This is a genomic window from Arsenicicoccus sp. UBA2120 (genome assembly GCF_002330965.1).
Lineage (GTDB): Bacteria > Actinomycetota > Actinomycetes > Actinomycetales > Dermatophilaceae > Arsenicicoccus > Arsenicicoccus bolidensis.
The window spans coordinates 19,434-38,224 of sequence record NZ_DCYC01000019.1 but is presented as its reverse complement, the minus strand read 5'-3'; the positions used below and the strand labels follow the sequence as shown (position 1 = coordinate 38,224).

At 72.3% G+C, this 18,791-nt stretch carries 19 protein-coding genes, 2 tRNA genes and 1 pseudogene; 7 read left to right on the top strand and 15 right to left on the bottom strand.

What is annotated here, in order from left to right; all coding sequences use genetic code 11:
- The 4 genes from B2P18_RS02070 to B2P18_RS02050 form a co-directional block, all read right to left on the bottom strand.
- The coding region (locus tag B2P18_RS02070) for an RHS repeat domain-containing protein (RefSeq protein WP_286955657.1) at nt 1-1,053 on the bottom strand (1,053 nt) is incomplete at its 3' end.
- Nucleotides 1,054-1,320: 267 nt separating this feature from the next.
- Complete coding sequence (locus B2P18_RS02065; protein WP_286955656.1) at nt 1,321-2,154, bottom strand: hypothetical protein; 834 nt, start codon at nt 2,152-2,154, stop codon at nt 1,321-1,323.
- A 17-nt stretch (nt 2,155-2,171) separates the two neighbouring features.
- Nucleotides 2,172-3,629, bottom strand: coding sequence for a relaxase/mobilization nuclease domain-containing protein (locus tag B2P18_RS02060; protein ID WP_376783729.1), 1,458 nt, complete (start codon nt 3,627-3,629; stop codon nt 2,172-2,174).
- A 220-nt stretch (nt 3,630-3,849) separates the two neighbouring features.
- Nucleotides 3,850-4,104 carry a MobC family plasmid mobilization relaxosome protein gene (locus B2P18_RS02050; RefSeq protein ID WP_286955655.1) on the bottom strand — a complete coding sequence of 85 codons (255 nt, stop codon included), beginning with the start codon at nt 4,102-4,104 and terminating at the stop codon, nt 3,850-3,852.
- 225 nt (nt 4,105-4,329) lie between these two features.
- Here B2P18_RS02050 and B2P18_RS02045 point away from each other — a divergent pair, with 225 nt between their 5' ends.
- Nucleotides 4,330-5,772, top strand: coding sequence for a nucleotide sugar dehydrogenase (locus B2P18_RS02045; RefSeq protein ID WP_286955654.1), 1,443 nt, complete (start codon nt 4,330-4,332; stop codon nt 5,770-5,772).
- A 22-nt stretch (nt 5,773-5,794) separates the two neighbouring features.
- Nucleotides 5,795-6,130: pseudogene (locus B2P18_RS02040) on the top strand (GDP-mannose 4,6-dehydratase); the annotation flags it as partial.
- Between the two features lie 10 nt (nt 6,131-6,140).
- On the opposite strand, the gene B2P18_RS02035 reads toward B2P18_RS02040, so the two are convergent.
- The 4 genes from B2P18_RS02035 to B2P18_RS02020 form a co-directional block, all read right to left on the bottom strand.
- Nucleotides 6,141-6,713: a hypothetical protein gene (locus tag B2P18_RS02035; protein WP_286955658.1), complete on the bottom strand. Its 573-nt coding sequence runs from the start codon at nt 6,711-6,713 to the stop codon at nt 6,141-6,143.
- Entirely contained in the window at nt 6,710-8,320 is a 1,611-nt protein-coding gene (locus B2P18_RS02030) for a polysaccharide deacetylase family protein (RefSeq protein WP_286955653.1), read from the bottom strand. The genes B2P18_RS02035 and B2P18_RS02030 overlap by 4 nt, the downstream gene beginning before the upstream one ends.
- Before the next feature lie 176 nt (nt 8,321-8,496).
- Nucleotides 8,497-8,571 (bottom strand) — tRNA-Lys (locus tag B2P18_RS02025).
- Between the two features lie 93 nt (nt 8,572-8,664).
- Nucleotides 8,665-9,285, bottom strand: a complete 621-nt coding sequence (locus B2P18_RS02020) for a DUF3618 domain-containing protein (protein WP_286955652.1) — start codon at nt 9,283-9,285, stop codon at nt 8,665-8,667.
- 161 nt (nt 9,286-9,446) lie between these two features.
- Here B2P18_RS02020 and bcp point away from each other — a divergent pair, with 161 nt between their 5' ends.
- The 3 genes from bcp to arfB all read left to right on the top strand — a co-directional run bounded on the left by bcp (nt 9,447) and on the right by arfB (nt 10,512).
- Nucleotides 9,447-9,917, top strand: coding sequence for a thioredoxin-dependent thiol peroxidase (bcp, locus tag B2P18_RS02015; RefSeq protein WP_286955651.1), 471 nt, complete (start codon nt 9,447-9,449; stop codon nt 9,915-9,917).
- Nucleotides 9,918-9,957: 40 nt separating this feature from the next.
- Nucleotides 9,958-10,037: transfer RNA gene (locus B2P18_RS02010), tRNA-Leu, on the top strand.
- A 19-nt stretch (nt 10,038-10,056) separates the two neighbouring features.
- Nucleotides 10,057-10,512, top strand: a complete 456-nt coding sequence (gene arfB, locus B2P18_RS02005; protein WP_286955650.1) for an alternative ribosome rescue aminoacyl-tRNA hydrolase ArfB — start codon at nt 10,057-10,059, stop codon at nt 10,510-10,512.
- Between the two features lie 95 nt (nt 10,513-10,607).
- Here the strand turns inward: arfB and rdgB are convergent, their stop codons facing one another.
- Complete coding sequence (gene rdgB / locus B2P18_RS02000) at nt 10,608-11,210, bottom strand: RdgB/HAM1 family non-canonical purine NTP pyrophosphatase (RefSeq protein ID WP_286955649.1); 603 nt, start codon at nt 11,208-11,210, stop codon at nt 10,608-10,610.
- Nucleotides 11,207-11,956, bottom strand: coding sequence for a ribonuclease PH (gene rph / locus B2P18_RS01995; RefSeq protein WP_286955648.1), 750 nt, complete (start codon nt 11,954-11,956; stop codon nt 11,207-11,209). The genes rdgB and rph overlap by 4 nt, the downstream gene beginning before the upstream one ends.
- Before the next feature lie 196 nt (nt 11,957-12,152).
- Between rph and B2P18_RS01990 the strand changes: the two genes are divergently transcribed.
- Complete coding sequence (locus tag B2P18_RS01990) at nt 12,153-14,372, top strand: MMPL family transporter (protein WP_286955647.1); 2,220 nt, start codon at nt 12,153-12,155, stop codon at nt 14,370-14,372.
- Nucleotides 14,373-14,447: 75 nt separating this feature from the next.
- Here the strand turns inward: B2P18_RS01990 and B2P18_RS01985 are convergent, their stop codons facing one another.
- Entirely contained in the window at nt 14,448-15,338 is an 891-nt protein-coding gene (locus tag B2P18_RS01985; protein ID WP_286955646.1) for a TetR/AcrR family transcriptional regulator, read from the bottom strand.
- A 58-nt stretch (nt 15,339-15,396) separates the two neighbouring features.
- On the opposite strand from B2P18_RS01985, the gene B2P18_RS01980 reads away from it, so the two are divergent.
- Nucleotides 15,397-15,777 carry a cytochrome b5 domain-containing protein gene (locus tag B2P18_RS01980; RefSeq protein WP_019287725.1) on the top strand — a complete coding sequence of 127 codons (381 nt, stop codon included), beginning with the start codon at nt 15,397-15,399 and terminating at the stop codon, nt 15,775-15,777.
- A gap of 67 nt (nt 15,778-15,844) precedes the next feature.
- On the opposite strand, the gene B2P18_RS01975 is transcribed toward B2P18_RS01980, so the two are convergent.
- The 4 genes from B2P18_RS01975 to B2P18_RS01960 form a co-directional block, all read right to left on the bottom strand.
- The gene (locus tag B2P18_RS01975; protein ID WP_286955645.1) at nt 15,845-16,615 is read right to left on the bottom strand and encodes an MBL fold metallo-hydrolase; all 771 of its coding nucleotides are present in this window, start codon (nt 16,613-16,615) and stop codon (nt 15,845-15,847) included.
- Entirely contained in the window at nt 16,612-17,418 is an 807-nt protein-coding gene (gene murI, locus B2P18_RS01970) for a glutamate racemase (protein WP_019287723.1), read from the bottom strand. The genes B2P18_RS01975 and murI overlap by 4 nt, the downstream gene beginning before the upstream one ends.
- Before the next feature lie 28 nt (nt 17,419-17,446).
- Nucleotides 17,447-18,283, bottom strand: coding sequence for an amino acid ABC transporter ATP-binding protein (locus tag B2P18_RS01965; RefSeq protein ID WP_029212796.1), 837 nt, complete (start codon nt 18,281-18,283; stop codon nt 17,447-17,449).
- An 11-nt stretch (nt 18,284-18,294) separates the two neighbouring features.
- A partial coding sequence (locus B2P18_RS01960; RefSeq protein WP_286955644.1) for an amino acid ABC transporter permease occupies nt 18,295-18,791 on the bottom strand: 497 nt, incomplete at its 5' end.

Sequence of the window (18,791 nt, the reverse complement as noted above, 5' to 3'; positions counted from 1 at the left end):
GTTGGTGTCCGAGGCCAGGCGCCCCGCCGCGTCGTAGGCATAGGTGATCTCTCGGCCAGCCGAGTCCGTGAGCTTGGTAATGCGCTTGGCGGAGTCGTACGTGAACGTCGACGTGCGCCCAGCCGCGTCGACCACGCTCTGGATCTGGGTGGTCGACCCGTAGTAGAACTTCAGCCCCACCCCGTTGCGGTCGTTGTGCTGGATCAGATAACCGCCCGCGGTGAACTTCAGCGTCTCACCCGTGCCATTCGTCCGCACCGACCACGACCCGTCCGCGTTCTTGATCAGCTTCGCGTTCATGCCGGTCGGTGCGGTCCAAGTCGACCCCGACCCGGTGAACGTGGCCCGGAACCCCGATGGCCCTCGGAACACGACCGTGGAGGTACCGACCTCCAGGCCCACGTCGTGCCCACCCGACAGGGACCACTTGCCGCCGAACGCGCCCGTGCGGGTGGCCAAGCCGTTGTAGAACCGGTCCCAGCTCGTCCCGATCCCCGGCCCGTTGAACTTCAAATCAGTCGATCGCACGACCAGGTTCCCGTTGGCCACGTTCACCGCGACCGACAGCCCCTCGCGGACCTTGAACTCCTCCATCCCGTAGTGCGCCTGCACCCCCAGACCCGGCGCCGCGACAGCCTCGTCCGGGTCGACCGCCACGAACCGCTCCGGAGCGACCACGTGAGGAGCCGCACGTCCACCCGTGGCCTGCACCGCCACCTCGGTGCCGTCGCCGCTGCCCTCGTACGTCCACCGCGCCGACGGCGGCGGGACCATCCCCACTGCACCCCTGCGCACCTGACCCGGCGCGCTCCAACGGCTCTTGGCAACCTTGTCCTTCACCCACCCCGGCGCCTCCAGGCGCCCCGGCGCCTTCTTACCCTTGTCCGCCGGGTTCGGACCCGACTTCGCCCTCGAGTGCCCCGGCGGAACCGGCTTCGGGCCCGGACCGGCGGCCGCCGACCCACCCAACGCAGCCACCACCAACGACACCGTCGACGCAGCCACCAGTACCGACCGACCAGAACCATGCCTCAACGCTGAATGCTTGGTCATTACATGCTCTCCCTAGCGAAGAAGATCGCGCCCCGTCTCGAGACGCCGCGCCTGCTGCGCCCACTCAGTCTGCGCTCAGGACAACCCCAGCGCCATGGTTCATATGGACTAGTCACGCCCAACGCATCGCTGTCACTGACAGTCCGGGATCAAAAGCGCCACCTGCCTTAGCTCAACCCCACAGCGTGACCCTGCAGGCCAGCCCTTCTGCTCGCGCCGATTGGCATGTGGCCAGCCTAGGTGCGTCCTGCGCTGCCTAGGCGCAGGCTACCGCCCCCGCTCCGTCCTACCCGCGGCACGGCCGACCTGGGACTTGGTCTTGGTCTTGCGCGCCTTCGGTGCCCTCCCAGGAGGACCAGCGGCCGCGTCCGTCGCCGGACGTCCCTGGGCCACATCAGAGCGCACCCGCGCGTCCACCGCGACGGGGTTCTCGATACCGTCGATGTCGTGAGCCAGCGCCTCACCGCGCTCAGCGCTGTCGTACGCGAGGCCCGCTTGGGCTCGCTGCTCGCGAGCCGTCTGCTCCTCGTTCTCCTCGCGGCCGCTGCCGACCTCTAGTGGGTCCTGGTCCCCTTCGGCGCCGGCCCGGCGTTCCCGTTCCAGCTCAGCGTAGGAGTCCAGAGCATCCGCTCCGGCCAGCAGCCCAACGGCCTCGGCCCGCTCAGCGCCGGCACGAGTCCGCTCCTCGCGGGCGTCCGCAGCGGCCCTCAGCTCGGTCAACCCCGCCGGACGCACGTCGAGGTCGACGCCATGGCGGGTCCGGGCCTGCTCCACGATCCGCTCGGCGGCTCGAGCCGCCAGAGGGTCGACGTCTCGCCAGGCCATCGCCGTCGTGTAGGCCTCGGTCACGTCCTCGGCCGCGGCCGTGTCCCACCACCGATCGTGATGAACCGGGGCGAGCGCGGCTCGAGCCGCTTCACGCTCCGCCTGCAGCCGCGCAGCGCTCTCCCGCGCAGCCTGCTCGCTGCGGGCCTGCGCATCCCGAGACTCCTGCGCCAACCTGCGGGCCATCTGCTCACCCACCCGCGCCGCGGTCGACACGGCGAGGTGGGTAACCCCCTGCAGAGCCTCGTCAATGCCGTCACTATCGTGCGTGCTCATCCTCACCACTCCTTCATCTACCGGTCGATACCGGGATCGGGATCCCGCTTCGTCGACGTCGTCGCCGCCCTAGCCGGGCGCTGCGGGTCGATCCGGTTCGGGATCGGCGACCCCATCGGGGTTTGCGGACCTGCCTGGCCCTGGCGCGCGGTACGCACGGCCGCGACCGCCTTCGTGGCCGAATGACCCACCGGGCCGGGATCGGGCAGCCGCGCCGAGACCGTCGCGAGCTCCCCCCGAATCGCCCGCTCGATCTCCGCTGCCCGCCGCGCGTCCTGGTCCGCCCGGTGCATGTCACGGACTGCCTTGACCAAGTTCGCCAGCTGGCGCAGCATCGCCGCCTGGGCCACCGTCCCACGCCCGCCCTTCGACGCTGCGATAAGCAACATCGCTGCCCCCGCGGCTGACGCCTTCGGCACCCGCTCCGGACGCACGGGGTGCCGGCGCAGCTCCGCCGTCCTCGCCAGCGCGTCCGACGTCGCCGCCAACGGCCCGGGCGTGCCCTCGACCCGTGCCGACCATGCTGCGAACGCCCCCGACGTCTGACGGGCGACCCTCGCCCACGTATCCCGGTCCTCGATCGGGATCGACCGCAGCTGCTCCCGCAGCCGCTCCAAATCGGCACCGACCTCGCTCCACACCACCGGGTCCCGCTCGTGCACCTCGCGGCCTGGTGCGACAGGTCGACGGCCTCGACGAGCTGCGCCCCACTCGGCCGCCGCCGCGCTCGCCCCTTGCGGGGTGTCCGGCCACTCGGCGCGCAGACGCGGCAACATCAGATCACGCGCCAGGTTGCCGCCGCCGTACCAAATCGGACGCTGGCCGGGCTCGGCCTTCGCCGCCACGCTGTAGCCGGTCACGACGTCGTGCGTGCCCTCGGCGTAGCGTGCGCGCACGAGCACACCTTGACGCCGCATCCGGCGCACGAACTCGGCCTCGTCGGGTGACGCGCTGGCGCACGCACGCACCGTCCGGGCGAGCGCCCACCGGGGCTGGTCGGCGGTGCGCTGGGCGGCTACCAGGCCGTCGCGTTCGTCCTTCGGCAGGCTCCACCAGGTGCGCGACTCGCTGCCCTGGCGGCGTGCTGCCTCGAACTTCCCACGGGCTCGACGGCGGGCGTCAGCCTCGATCTCGGCGGGGTGGTAGCCGCGACTCGCGCGGTCGCGCTGCGCGCTCTCCAAGCGCTGCAACCCGAACTCGGCCTCCAACTCGCGGCACGCCTTATGAGCCGCGCCGTAGTCCCCCCACACGTCCGCCTTGGTGCCGTCCTCGCGCACAAGGTTCACGACGAGGTGCACATGGTCGTTGCCCGCCTGGGAGACGCCGTGCCGCACGGCGACCCATCGCGTCGGCGCCTTCGTGCCCTGGTGATCGTCGAGACCCATCTTGCGCACGCACGCCTCGGAGATCTCTCTCCACCGATCGTCGCTGAGTTGCCCCTCTTCCGCGCGCAACGACAGCGAGCAGTGCCACACATGGCCGCCCGCGACCTCGACACCGAAGGCGCGTCGGGGCGGTCCAGGTGTCGTGCAATCGCCAGGGCGTCGTTGCGACCAAGCTCGTTGTCATCGTGCCACGCCATCATCGCGGGGTCGCCCGCGACGAGGTGCGGCTCGGTGTGCTCATTGCGCTTGCCCGGACCCGCCAGGTAGACCATCAGACCGGCCATCCGGTCGCCCTTGGTGATGTTGGGGATCACGACGACAGCCTGTCCACCAGGGCGTCGATGCGCTCCGCGACGCGGCGCACGGCAGCCAGCACCTCGGGCGTCTGTGTGGGCATGTCGCCAGTCGAGTTCGCGGCCTTGGCGATCTGGTTCACGTTGTTGGCGATATTGGCGAGCAGACAGTGCACGCCGAACAACTCCGTGAGAAGCTCCGCGCGCGTCGTCGCGCTCTCAGCCGCTCCGTCCACCGGCCAATGGGTCAGCCCCGCCCGCCGCCAGGTCATGGGTGCCTCGACACGACGCTGACCGTGAGCCGAGCGCGACCGTCCGTCACCGGTGCGTCGCCGCAGGCACCCCCCTGGGGGACGGCGGTCGTGGAATCGTTGACCATCTCGCGAGGGCCTCCTTACGCTGCATGACAGGGACAAATGTGACGAAAGTCACTCATGGTGCACGCCGCCCCGGGGGGTCCGCTGCCGTCGTGCACACGACCGGATCGAGGTGCCCGCATGAGCCTGATCGACCTCAGGGACGAGCCGCCGACGGGCCTGACCGCCGCCTCACCTCCTCCCGCCGCATCCCCGTCCGCCGGCGCCGTCGTGCTCACCCCCGACCTCGCCCCTGCCCCCACCCCCAGGATCGTCGAGCCGGGCCCCGCCCCCGCCTACGACGTCGCTGTGGTGGGTCTCGGCTATGTCGGGCTGCCCACCGCCCTGGCGTTCGCGGCGGCCGGGCGCTCGGTCCTGGGTCTGGACGCCAGCCCGGCGCGGCTGGCCACGATCGCGGCCGGGGAGGCGGATCTCCTCCCGCGTGACCAGCAGCGGCTCTCGAGGTTCCTGCGCCGGCCCGTGGCGCAGGTCGCCGACCAGGACGACGGTGCCGGCGGCCTCGTCACCACCGACGACCCCAGCCGGCTGGCCGAGGCCGACGCCGTGATCGTCTGCGTCCCCACGCCCATCGACCAGCACCTCGTCCCCGACCTGGGGCCGCTGCGCGGGGCCTGCCGCACCGTCGTCGAGCACGCCCGGCCGGGCCAGGTCCTCGTGCTCACGTCGACCACCTACGTCGGGTGCACGGCCGACCTGCTGGTCGAGCCCCTGCGTGCCCGCGGCCTCGAGCCGGGGACGGACGTGTTCGTGGCCTTCAGCCCCGAGCGGATCGACCCGGGCAACGACGTGCACCTGCTGGAAGACGTCCCCCGCGTCGTCGGCGGCGTGACGGAGGAGTGCGAGCGGCGGGCCTCGGCGCTGCTCGGTGGCTACGCCGCCCGGGTCCACCCCGTCCCATCCCCCGCCGCGGCCGAGATGGTCAAGCTGGTGGAGAACACCTTCCGCGCCGTCAACATCGCCCTCGCCAACGAGTTCGCCGACGTGTGCCGGGTCCTCGACCTGCCGGTCATGGAGGTCATCGCCGCCGCGGCGACCAAGCCCTACGGCTTCATGCCCTTCTACCCCGGCCCCGGCGTCGGGGGGCACTGCATCCCCTGCGACCCGCACTACCTGCTGTGGCAGCTGCGGCGGCACCGGATGCGGACCCCCCTGACCGAGCAGGCCATGGCGAGCATCGCGTCCCGTCCGCGACAGGTCGTCGACCGGGTGCGGGAGGTCCTGTCCGACCACGGACGAGGGCTCCCGGGCACGCGGGTCCTGGTCAGCGGGGTGACCTACAAGCCAGACGTGAGCGACGTGCGCGAGTCCCCTGCCCTCGAGATCTACGCCGGGCTGCGCGACGCCGGGGCCGACGTGGCGTTCTACGACCCGCTCGTGCCCAGCATCCGCCTGGCGGAGGGGACCACGGCATACGGCCTGGAGTCACCGACCCAGCAGTCCCCCGAGCTCGCCGTCCTCGTGTGCCACCACGCCGAGGACGACCTGTCCTGGACCACCGACGTCCCGCTCGTGCTCGACGCGACCTTCCGGCTCGCGTCGTCGCACGGCTGGGACACCCTCTGACCGCACCACGAGAGGCACAACCATGCGCACCGTCGTCACCGGCGGCGCCGGCTTCATCGGCAGCCACCTCACGGACCACCTGCTGGCGATGGGCGACGAGGTGGTCGTGCTCGACGACCTGTCGACCGGGTCGCTCACCAACCTGGACGCCGCGTCGGCCTCCCCCGCGTTCACCTTCCTGCTGGGCAGCATCCTCGACCAGGCCGTGGTGCGCGAGGCGGTGCGAGACGCGGACCGCATCTTTCACCTCGCGGCCGCCGTGGGGGTCCACCGGATCGTCGACGACCCGCTGACCAGCCTGCGCACCAACATCCACGGCACCGAGACGGTGCTGGAGGCCGCCCTGGCCGAGCGCGCCGAGCTGCTCATCACCTCGGCACGTCGAGGTAGAAGGGGTTCTCCCGCGGCGTCATCCGGGTCGGGAACCACCCGCCCGCCGCCGTCCGGCGCTCGGTGCGGGACTCCCCGGCGACGACCACGCCGTCGCAGCCGCCGTAGTGCTCGAACCAGCGCGCGTCGTAGGTCGAGATGCGCTGCGACCCGTCCGGCGCCGTCGGGTCGAAGATCTCGCCGACCCAGAAGGTGGTCGAGACGATCCCCGTGTGCCAGGGGTAGGTGCGCCGGGGCAGCGGCGCGACGTTGCGCTTGGGCGCCACCGGCCGCGAGGGGGCGGCCGACGCGGTCGGCGTGCCGCCGATGCCGGGGGCGGCGCTGGTGTCCGGACCGCGTGGGGTGGGAGTGGCTGCGGTGGGGGTGACTCCGGTGGGGGCGCCTGCGCTGGGCGCCCGAGGCGGGGGCGCCGAGGCACCGGAGCTCGGGGGCCGGTCCAGGGCCATCCGCGCCAGCGCCACGGCCAGCAGCCCGACGCACGCGATCGCGATCAGGACGGTGGCCGTGCGGACGCCGACCCTGCCCGCCGCGAGGTGACGGCCCACCCTCACCGGCGCGCGAGGGGGGTGGCCGGGGCGATGCGCGTGCCCTCGGGCACCTCACCCGGTCCCGGCACGTAGGTGCTGGCTGCCGCGTCCTGACGTCGCAAGGTGGTGGCGCCCTGCGGGGTGGCCTGCGCCGGTCTCGCCCGCGTCGGGCGACGGCCGGGGGTGGCGCCGGGGCTGGGGGCGCTGACGACGAGCCGGCGCGCGGACGCGGTCGCTGTCGGGGACGTGGCCGGGACCTCGGTCAGGGCGTAGTCGTCCGTCGTGAGCACACCGTTCGCGATGAGCGCGAGACCGAAGCTCAGGCCGGTCGCCCCCGCCGGTGCCGGCGGGGTGGTGAAGGCCGCGCGCTGCCAGGTGGGGGCGGCCGCGATCCAGGGGCTGGACGTCCAGTAGCGCCAGGCGCCGGACCCGTCGCGGTAGTAGAGTGCGATCTGGGACACGGCCGTCGACGTGAACCACGTGCTGACCTCGTAGGTGCGACCCGGCACCACCGACGGCGAGCAGGTGCCCAGGTCGAGCGTGGGCAGCAGCTTGGCGTCCCCGTCCTGGTACCCCGTCATCGTCAGCTGCTCGGCGGCCGCGCCGGTGCGGCTCGCCGTGCTGCGGGCCCAGCTCGGGGTGTTGGTCCCCCAGCCGCCGGGCTGGAAGCACGACGGGAAGCCGGTGAACCCGTCGACGGCCTCGAGCGAGGGGTTGGTCAGGGCGTTGTCCCCCGGCTGCGTCGGTGGTGTCCCCGGCACGGGGACGGGGACGGAGTAGGCGGGGTATGCGGCGCCGAGGTAGGCCCGCACCTGCTGGTCGACGGTGCGGACCGTGGTGTTGTTGGAGGCCGTCCGCGCGTAGGCCGCGAGCCAGGTGGTGAACTGGCCGAAGACCTGCGGGGTGACCGAGCGGTCGGCCGGGCAGTCCGCGGTGCCCAGCGGGGCGCAGACGCGGTGGAAGGTGAGGATCACCCATCCGCCCGAGCGCGTGCTCGCGGCGGTGACCTGGCTCTTGAGGCTGGCCAGCGTCCAGCGGGAGTCGACCTGGTCCGGGGCCCGCAGGTAGTAGGGGTCGGGCGGCGGAGACGTCTCGGCCCGGACGCAGCCGGTGCAGCCGAAGGGGCTGCGGACGTCGCCGAGGCCACGGGCGGTGGTGTAGCCGCAGTCCTGAGCGGCCTGCTCGACGGCGGGGTTGGCGACGCTGAAGGGGTAGGCGAAGCTCACGGGACGGAACCCCCACTCGTCGAGCGTGGCCCGGTCGTTGCAGATCTGCCGACGGACCTCCTGGGCCGGAATCTGGACGAGGTCCGGGTGGGTCACCGTGTGACCCCCGATCTCGTTGCCGTCGGCCGCCATCGCCGTCAGGTCCGCTCGCGACAGGTAGCCGGGCGCCCCGACCCACCCCGACACCACGTAGAAGGTGCCGGCGAGGCCCGCAGCGCGCATGGTCCGCTGAGCCGCCAGCTGGTCCGCGTCGCCGTCGTCGAAGGTGAGGGTCACGACCGTCGGGTTGGTGGCTGCCCCCGCCGTGACGGTGGGCACCTGCACGAGGACCCCGGCGACGAGGATGGCAGCCACCACGAGGGCGGACAGCACCGGGCGGAACCTCTGGGACGAGCTGCGGTCCATTGAGAGCCTCCCCGGCCTCGAGCGTGTGACGCGCCTCACGTCGCAGCGTAGACCTCGGCGGACGACCGGGGAAGAGCGACCCAGGCCCACCTGCTGTCCCACGCGTCGGGTGGCGCCCAGCCTCGCACCGGGGCATGACGAAAGGCCCGGTCCAGGTGGACCGGGCCTTTCGTGACTGGTGCGCCGCCAGGGATTCGAACCCCGAACCCAGTGATTAAGAGTCACTTGCTCTGCCATTGAGCTAGCGGCGCAACGAGGTAAGACCTTACCAGGTCAGAGGGGGCTACATGAAATCAAGGTGACCCCGCCGTGACGGGGCCACCTCGATCAGGTCGCTGGGGGTGTCAGCCGCGGTTGCGGCGAGCCACGCCGAGGCTGATGAGGACGGCCCCGACGGCGGCCAGGCCGGTGGCGACGCGGTCCATGCGCAGCTCGCCGTCGGCGTCGTGCGTGGCCTCGTCGACCTTGAGGCGGGCCTGGTCGGCCTTGACCTGCGCGCGGGACCGCAGGTCCGCGAAGGTGGTCTGCGCGGCCGGGTCGGCGTGCTGGCCGTGGCTCTCCGAGCGCGACTTCAGCTCGTCGATCTTGGCGGTGGCGGTCGCCTTGAGCTCCTCGCCCTTGAGCGTCGCGGTGGTCTTGAGCTCCTCGGCCTTGAGCGTCGCCGTGGTCTTGAGCTCCTCCGCCTTGGCCTTGGCCTGGTCGGCCACGGACGCGTCGGAGTGGGAGGTCGTGGTCGTCCCCGCGGACGAGTAGTGGCTCGGGCCCGTGGTCGCGCCGGCGGAGGTCCCCATCAGCGAGTGGTACTTGGCCATGACCGTCTCGCGCAGCTGGCGCTTCTGGTCGGCCACGATGTTCTTGGGCTGGGCGCGGAAGGCCAGCTCGTCGATCGTGGCGGCCAGGCGCTCACGGCTCTTGGCGATGTCGGACTCGAGGTCGGACACGGACTTGTTGGGCTGCTCGGTCACGATGCTCTCCTAGCGTGGGGGGATGCGCGGGACGCAGGTCTTGCGTCGACGATAACGCAGGTGGGGCGCCCCTCGTCGGAGCATCCGCCTGCGCGGCTGGGGTTCGGCATACCCCGTAGGCTCGTGCTGCATCCCGACCAGCCCGCCCGGAAGGATCCGCCATGCCCCGCCTCGACCCCGGTGACCAGGCCCCCGACTTCACCCTCCCCTCCGACACGGGCGAGCAGGTGTCCCTGAGCGACCTGCGCGGGCGCAAGCTCGTGATCTTCTTCTACCCCGCGGCCATGACGCCCGGGTGCACCGCCGAGGCCTGCGACTTCCGGGACTCGCTGGGGTCGCTGCAGGCGGCGGGCTACGAGGTCGTCGGCATCTCCAAGGACAAGCCGGAGAAGCTCGCGACCTTCCGCGAGAAGGAGGGGCTCACCTACCCCCTGCTCGGCGACCCGGGCCTGGACGTGCTCAAGGCCTACGGCGCCTACGGCGAGAAGAAGAGCTACGGCAAGACGATCGAGGGCGTGATCCGCTCCACGATCGTGCTGGACGAGCAGGGCCGCGTCGAGCTGGCGAAGTACAACATCAAGGCCAAGGGGCACGTCGCCTCGCTGTCCAAGGCCCTGAGCCTCGCCGAGTAGCCTTGGCCTCCCGCCCGGTCGCCGTCGTGCACCGGGCCCCGCGCACGTGGTGGAACTGGCAGACACGCAGGATTTAGGTTCCTGTGCTCCGGCGTGCGGGTTCGAGTCCCGCCGTGCGCACCTCTGAGAGAGTGGTCGTATGCCGACCGCCGACCTCCGCGTCCCCTCCGGCCCGGGCATCCCCCGCGGGCTCGTGGTGCCGGCGTCCGAGCTGACGGAGCGGTTCTCGCGCGCGTCCGGCCCCGGCGGCCAGGGCGTCAACACGACGGACTCGCGCGTGCAGCTCTCGTGGGCGCCCGCCACCTCGACCGCCCTCAGCGAGGCGCAGCGGGCGCGGGTGGTGCAGGCGCTGGAGCCGCGGCTCGTCGACGGGGTGATCACCATCGACGCCTCGGAGCACCGGTCCCAGCGCCAGAACCGCCAGGCGGCGCGGCACCGGCTGGCGGAGGGCGTCCGCGCGGCCCTGGCTCCCCCACCGCCACCGAGGCGGGCGACCAAGCCCACCAAGGGATCTCAGCGCCGGCGCCTCGCCGCCAAGTCGCGCCGTGCGGACGTGAAGTCCGGACGAGGGCGCGTGACCCGCGCCGACGACTGACGTCTCGCGCGACGCTGGACACCGGGCCGACACCTGTCGCCCGCACCCCGCGACCCGAGCCCCGCGTGCCGAACCTTGCGACCCAGCAGCAGGATTCAGGCCAGCAGGCGGGCGATCTCGGGCGCGAGCGCGCGGAAGGCCTTGCCGCGGTGGGAGATCGCGTTCTTGTCCTCGGCGGAGAGCTCGGCCGCGGTGCGGGTGCGGCCCTCGACCTGCAGGATCGGGTCGTAGCCGAAACCGTTGGTGCCGCGCGGCTCTCGCGTCAGCGTTCCCGGGAAGTCGCCCTCGCGGCACACGGTCGTGCCGTCCGGCAGGGCGAGCACCGCGGCGCACCGGAAGCGTGCCCCACGATGCTCGTCGGGCACGTCGGCGAGCTGGTCCAGCAGCAGCCGCAGGTTGGCGACGTCGTCGCCGTGCCGCCCGGACCAGCGGGCCGAGAACACACCAGGGGCACCGCCGAGCACGTCGACGGCCAGCCCCGAGTCGTCCGCCACGGCAGGGAGGTTCGTCATGCGCGCGGCGTAGGCGGCCTTGAGCGTCGCGTTGGCCTCGAAGGTCACGCCGGACTCGACGACGTCCTCCAGGTCGGGGAACTCCCCCAGACCCACGACCTCGACGCCCGGCAGCGAGGCGCGCAGGATCGTCTCGAGCTCGCGGATCTTGCCGGCGTTACGGGTGGCGAGGACGATCCGGCTCACTGCACGCGCTCCCGCGGCGTGGCGTCGAGCGCCGACTGCTGCAGCTCGGTCAGCCGCTCGCAGCCCGTGGCCGCCAGCGCGAGCAGGGCGTCCAGCGCGGCCTTGTCGAACGGCTCGGCCTCGGCCGTGCCCTGCACCTCGACGAAGCGCCCGTCGCCGGTCATGACGACGTTCATGTCGGTGTCGGCGGTCGAGTCCTCGGGGTAGTCGAGGTCGAGCACCGGCACCCCCTTGACCACGCCCACCGAGATGGCGGCGACCGAGTCGCGCAGGGGCTTGGCGCCCTTGGCGATCGCGCCGCTCGTGACCCCACCGGCGATGGCGTCGGCGAGAGCGACATACGCGCCGGTGATCGCGGCCGTCCGGGTCCCGCCGTCGGCCTGCAGCACGTCGCAGTCCAGGACGATGGTGTTCTCCCCCAGCTGGTCCAGGTCGACCACGGCCCGCAGCGAACGTCCCACCAGGCGCGAGATCTCGTGCGTGCGGCCACCGATCTTGCCCTTGACCGACTCGCGGTCCGAGCGGGTGTTGGTCGAGCGCGGCAGCATGGAGTACTCCGCCGTGACCCAGCCGCGGCCCTGCCCCTTCATCCAGCGCGGCACGCCCTCGGTGAAGCTCGCGGCGCACAGGACGCGCGTGCGCCCGAACTCCACGAGCACCGACCCCTCGGCGTGGTCGAGCCAGTTGCGGGTGATGCGGACGTCGCGGAGCTGGTCGGGCGTGCGCCCGTCGTGGCGTGCAGTCATGGACCTCACCTTATCGAGCCCGTATGCCGGGCCCGCCCGCTCGCGGCGTACGGCACCCGGCGGTGGACGGCATACAGGCTCGGCACAGGTGGGTCCAGGGATTGCGTGGCGGCGCGCGCAGGCACGCCACATTTGTTTCACTGGTGGAATGAGCCCCCAGCCTGGTCGCCATCGCCCCCATCGAACCGGGACCGGAGTGCCGCGACCAGGCCGCTGGCTGCTCGCCGCGCTGGTGGTGGTCGTCGCCTGGCTCGCCGTCGGCGGGCTCGGCGGCCCCAAGATCGGCGGCCTGTCCTCGGTGCAGAAGAACGACCAGGCGGCCTTCCTGCCCGCCAGCGCCGAGTCGACCAAGGCCCGCGAGGTGGCCGAGCGCTTCCAGGAGCAGTCGACGCTGCCGTTCTTCGTCGTGGTCGAGCGCGAGTCAGGGCTCACCGCCGCCGACCGGGCCGCGGCCCAGAGCTATGTCGACTCGATCCCCTCACTGACCCTGCCGGGGGCACCCCAGGTCAGGCTGCAGTCCCTGCTCGCGGGGCCCGCCGTCGCGATCCCCTCCCCGGACGGCAAGGCGCTGCTCGTCCCCGTCAGCGTGGACTCGACCAAGACCGACACCGAGATCGACGGGGTCAAGCCCGTCGGCGCGGTGGCCGAGGCGCTGCGCACCCATCGGGACGCCGTCCTCGCCGGGAGCGGCCTGCAGGCGTACGTCGCCGGGCCTGGCGGCTTCACGGCCGACCTGGTCAAGGCCTTCGGGGGGATCGACGGGGTGCTCCTGCTCGTGGCGCTGGGCGTGGTGCTGGTGATCCTGCTCGTCGTCTACCGCAGCCCCGTCCTGCCGTTCGCCGTCCTCGCCACCGCGGTCTTCGGGCTCGCCGCCGCGGGGCTGGTCATCTATCCCCTCGCCGAGGGCGGCCACCTCACCCTGTCCGGGCAGAGCCAGGGCATCCTGTCGATCCTCGTGGTCGGCGCGGCGACGGACTACGCGCTGCTGCTGGTCGCGCGCTACAAGGAGGAGCTGCACGACGACGAGGACCACCGCGTGGCCATGCGGCGCGCCTGGCGCGGCACGGTCGAGCCCATCGTCGCCTCCGGCGGCACCGTCATCCTCGGGCTGCTCTGCCTGCTGCTGTCCGACCTCGGCAACAACGCCAGCCTCGGCCCCATCGGCGCCCTGGGCATCGTGGGCGCCATGCTCGCCGCCCTCACCTTCCTGCCCGCGGTGCTGCTGCTCGCCGGTCGGCGCATCTTCTGGCCGGCCATCCCCCGCGTGGACCACGTGCACTCCGAGTACGCGGTCGCGACGGCTCCGGCAGACGAGCCCGGCTCTGCTGCACCGACCTCGACGACCTCGGCGGGTGCGAAGCGGGGCGTCTGGGGCCGCGTCGCCGGCCTGGTCGGGCGCCACCCGCGTCGCGCCTGGGTGCTGTCGGCGCTGGGGCTCGCCGTGTGCGCGGCGTTCGTGCCCGTGCTGCGCGCGGACGGCGCGCCGCAGTCGACCTACTTCACCACCGAGGTCGAGTCCGTCACGGGCAACAAGGCCCTGGCCCGGCACTTCCCCGGCGGGTCCGGCTCGCCCGTGCAGGTCATCGTGCCCTCCGCCACGGCCGCCCAGGTCACCACCGCCCTCCAGGGCGTCGACGGGGTCGCGTCGGTCGTGCCGCTCACCGCGCAGGCCGGGAGCACGGGTGGCGGACGGCCCGGTCAGGGCGCGCCGCCCAAGGTCGTCGACGGTCGTGTGCTGCTCCAGGCCACGACGACGCCGGCCGCCGACACGCCGGAGGCGCAGGACGTCGTGCGCGGCATACGGTCTGTCGTGCACCCGATCGCCGACGGCGCCCTCGTGGGAGGCGTCGCCGCCCAGGGCCTGGACTCCCGCGACGCCGGGGTGCACGACCTGCGGACGGTCGGGCCCGCCATCCTGCTCGTCGTCTTCGTGGTGCTCGTGGTCCTGCTGCGCTCGATCGTCGCGCCGGTGCTGCTGACCCTCGCCAACGTGCTGAGCTTCGCCGCGACGATGGGGGTCTTCGCGGTGCTGTTCACGTGGGTGCTCGACTACCCCGGCTTCGACCCGACCGTGCCGCTGTACGGCTTCGTGTTCCTGATCGCGCTGGGGATCGACTACTCGATCTTCCTCATGACCCGGGTGCGCGAGGAGAGCCGCAAGCGCGGGACCCGCGAGGGCGTGCTCGTCGGGCTGGCGGTCACCGGCGGTGTCATCACCAGTGCCGGGATCGTGCTGGCCGCGACCTTCTCGGCGCTCGGGGTGCTGCCGCTGAGCTTCCTGGTGCAGATCGCGTTCATCGTGGCGTTCGGGGTGCTGCTGGACACCTTCGTGGTGCGCTCGCTGCTCGTGCCGGCGCTGGTGCGCGAGCTAGGCGACCGCGTCTGGTGGCCCTCCGCCCTGTCCCGCCGGCGGTAGAGGCATCGACCGGCCGTCGTCCCCCAGGCTGATGCCTCTGCCCCCGGCGGGTCCTAGGCGGTCGGCGGGCGGCTCTCACCGGGGGGCCGCGGGCCGTGACGGACGGGACAACAGCTCCGCGACCTGACCCTCGAGCCTGGTCAGGAGGCCCTCGATCGTCGCGTCGTCCCAGGCCAGGTCGGGGTCCGGCTCGAGATGGCTGAGCAGCAGCCCCACCAGCAGCCGCTCGGGCTCTGACCAGGCCGCCTCTCGAGATGCGCCGAGCAAGCGGGTCGTATGCCGCTCGTCCAGCCACGCCGGTCGCGGCAGGGCCCGCAGGACCACGCCGGTCATCATCGCCCCGGTCGCGCCGGACAGCGCACGGAAGCCGTCGTCCCCCTGCAGGGGCGGCGCCAGGCGATAGCCGATGAGCCCGACGAGGTTGGCGTAGATCCCGGCCCGCCGGGCGACGAACGCCTCCTCGGCCTCGGCGAGCGCCGACCCCACCGCCTCACGGACGGCCCCCTCGGGCAGCCCTTGGTAGGTCGCCGCCAACGACACGAAGGTGCGCCAGCGCGGTGAGGCGACGATGCGTCGTACGTCCAGGTCGACCGAGACCCGGAGGGCCTCCACGACCAGGTCCCGGCGCCCCTGCTCGCCGCAGAGGTCGGCCCGGTGGTCGTCGACGACCTCGAGGAGGCGGACGAGGTCCTGCTCGGTCTCGGGGATCAGGGAGGTTCGCCGCACGGTCTCCACGAGCACGTCGGCCAGGAAGGCCTCGCGGCTCGGCCAGCGGCGGTATGCCGTCGCACGGGAGACGCCGGCCTCGGCGATCACGGCCTCCATGCCGACATCGGCGAGGCTCACCGTCATGCCCTGGGCCTCGATGCGGGTGAGGGCCGCGTCGAGCATGCGGTCCGCGACGGGGTCCTCGCCACGGCGTCGGGGACGGTTCGGGGATCCCCCTGATGCCGGAGCGCGAGTCATGCGACATAGTGTCTCACGACAGCGATGCGACATCGTGTCTCATCGCGGAGAGGACGCCATGAAGCTCTGGATGTGGATCACCCTGGCCGTCGTGATCGCGGTGGCGGCAGCGGTCGTCTATGCCTATGCCAAGCCCAACCCGAACGCCGGGGACCCCACCAAGCTGCAGCGCACCGTCAGCAGCGCCGAGCAGCACACCCTGGACACGGTGACCATCACCGGCGACCAGCTCACGGCGGCGACCTGCGCGGATGGCGCCGCCTGCTACCTGGCCGTGGACGGCGTCGTCTACGACATGAGCGGGTTCCCGTCGTGGATGAAGCGGGGTCGCCACCACGGGATCGAGGCGGGCACGGACGCGACGGAGGCCTTCGTGAGGTCGGGGCACGCGAGGGACAAGCTGCAGTCGATGCCGGTCGTCGGTCGCCTGCGCCGCTGAGACCCGCCGGGGGTAAAGGCATCAGCCTGGGGAACGAAGGCCGGTCGATGCCTCTGCCGGCGGCGGGTCAGAGGGGGTAGGTGCGCTCGGGCTCGGCGAGCTCGACCTCGCCCGCCCACACCGCCGCGGCCTGGGCGCGGCACACCTCGGGGTCGTTCCAGGACGGGATGTGCGTCAGCATCAGCCGCTGCACTCCCCCGGCCACGACCGCCGCGGCGGCCGCGCGCGACCCGGTCAGGTGGATGTCGCGCGTCTCGTCGCGCCCGTCCACGAACGCCGAGTCCGCCAGCGCCAGCGTCGCCCCCGTGAACAGCTCGGACAGCTCGGGGCAGGAGTCGGTGTCGCCGCTGTAGGCCAGCACCTGCCCGTCCGCCTCCACGCGCAGGCCGTAGGCCTCGACGGGGTGGTTGACGGGGATCGGGGTGACCGTGAACGGTCCGATCCGCACCGGCTGCCGGGCCTCCCACTCGCGGTAGTCGAGCTGACCGGCCAGCGCCGAGCCCTCCTCGCCGCCGTAGGCCTCGGCCATCCGCCGCTCCACGCCGTGGGGGCCGTGCACCGGCAGGCGCCCGCCGTCCGCGCGGGCCGGGGAATACTTGCGCGTGACGTAGAGCCCGCACACGTCCAGGCAGTGGTCGGGGTGCAGGTGCGAGAGCAGGACCGCGTCGATCTCGTCGAGCGCCAGGTGCCGCTGCAGCACGCCGAGCGCGCCGTTGCCGAGGTCGAGCAGGATCGACCAGGTGCGGCCGGCCTCGTCGTCGGCCTGCACGAGATAGCAGGAGGCGGGCGACTGCGGCCCCGGGAAGGACCCCGAGCATCCGATCACGGTCATTCTCACGGGGCACCTCTGTCGTCGGCGAACACGGTGTCCACCTCGGGGCCGAGGAAGCGCCGCGCCAGCCGACGGAACTCCTCGGGGTCGCCGGTGGTGGTGAACCCGTGGGACGGAGGCCCCTGGTCGGCCGGTCGCAGCGCGTCACCGTCGGCGAGCACGCGGTAGACGTCCTTGGCAGTCTCCTCGGCGGACGACACCAGTGTCACCGTGTCTCCCATCACATAGGAGATGACGCCCGTGAGCAGCGGATAGTGCGTGCAGCCGAGGATGAGGGTGTCGACGCCCTGGGCGATCACCGGCTCGAGATAGCCGCGCGCGACCTCGAGCACCTCGTGACCGCCCGTCACCCCCGACTCCACGAACTCCACGAACCGCGGGCACGGCTGGCTGACGACGCGGATCTGCGGGGCCGCCGCGAAGGCGTCCGGGTAGGCCCGGCTCTGGTGGGTCCCCCGCGTCGAGATGACGCCGACGACGTCGTTGCGGGTGGCGGCGGCCGCGCGTCGCACGGCCGGCCGGATCACCTCCACCACGGGCACGTCATACCGCTCCCGCGCGTCGTGCAGGACGGCGGCGCTCGCGGTGTTGCACGCGATGACCAGGACCTTGACGCCGTGGTCGACGAGCCGGTCCAGGCACTCCAGCGCATAGCGGCGGGTCTCGGCGATCGGGCGGGGGCCGTATGGCGCCCGCGCCGTGTCACCGAGGTAGGCGATGGACTCGCTCGGCAGCTGGTCGAGCACGGCCCGGGCCACCGTGAGACCCCCGTAGCCGGAGTCGAAGATGCCGATGGGTGCGTCGCTCACCCGACCGAGGATAGGGGTTGGCGAGCCGTCAGCCGTCGTGCGACTCCGACCTCATCCGCGACAGGAAGGCCTGGGTCCGCTCGTGCCTCGGGTTGCCGATGACCTCGCGCGGAGGGCCCTGCTCGACGACGACCCCGGCGTCCATGAAGACGACGTGGTCGGCCACCTCCCGGGCGAACGCCATCTCGTGGGTCACCACGATCATCGTCATGCCGCTGGCCGCGAGCTCGCGCATGACCGTCAGCACCTCGCCGACCAGCTCGGGGTCGAGCGCGGACGTCGGCTCGTCGAAGAGCATCAGCTTGGGCTGCATCGCCAGCGCCCGCGCGATCGCGACGCGCTGCTGCTGCCCGCCGGACAGCTGGCTGGGATAGGCGTCGGCCTTCTCCGCCAGGCCGACCCGGTCGAGCAGCTGCACGGCCCGCTCCCTGACCTCGGCCTTGCGCTCCCCCTTGACCTGGATCGGCGCCTCCATGACGTTGGCGAGCGTCGTCATGTGTGGGAAGAGGTTGAACCGCTGGAACACCATGCCGATCTCGCGCCGCTGCGCCGCGACCTGCTTGTCGGTCAGGTGGTGCAGCCGCCCGCCCACGTCGCGGTAGCCCATGAGGTCGCCGTCGACCCAGATGCGGCCGCCGTCGATCGACTCGAGCTGGTTGATGCACCGCAGGAAGGTCGTCTTGCCCGACCCGGACGGCCCGAGCAAGCACACGACCTGCCCCTGGTGGACGTCCATGTCGATGCCCTTGAGCACCTCGTTGCCGTGGAACGCCTTGTGCACGTTGACGGCGTGCACCAGCGGTATGCCGGCCCGGCCCGCGTCTCGCGCGTCACCGTCACGCCCGGTGGCGGCGGGCTCCGTCATACGGCTGCTCATCAGTGGCTCCCCGTGGTCGCGAGCAGGCGGTTGACCTGCTGGTCCTTCTTGCTGGGCCGGGTCCCGAAGCCCTTGCCGAAGTGCCGCTCGAGGTAGAGCTGGCCGACCATGAGGACCGAGCACACGACGAGGTACCAGCACACGGCCGCCATCATCGTGGGCATGATCTGCAGGGTCCGCTGCCCGATGACCTGGGTCTGGTAGAAGAGCTCGGCGCTGATCGGCACGGCCGACAGCAGCGAGGTGTCCTTGACCATGGCGAGGGTCTCGTTGCCGGTGGGCGGCACGATGACGCGCATGGCCTGCGGCAGCACGATCCGGCGCATGGTCTTGCCGCCGGGCATGCCGAGCGCCTGCGCGGCCTCCCGCTGCCCCTGGTCGACGGACAGGATCCCGGCGCGGGCGATCTCGGCCATGTAGGCCGCCTCGGACAGGCCGAGCCCGATGACACCGGCCCACAGGGTCGACGAGAAGGCGTTGACGTCGATCTGGGTGA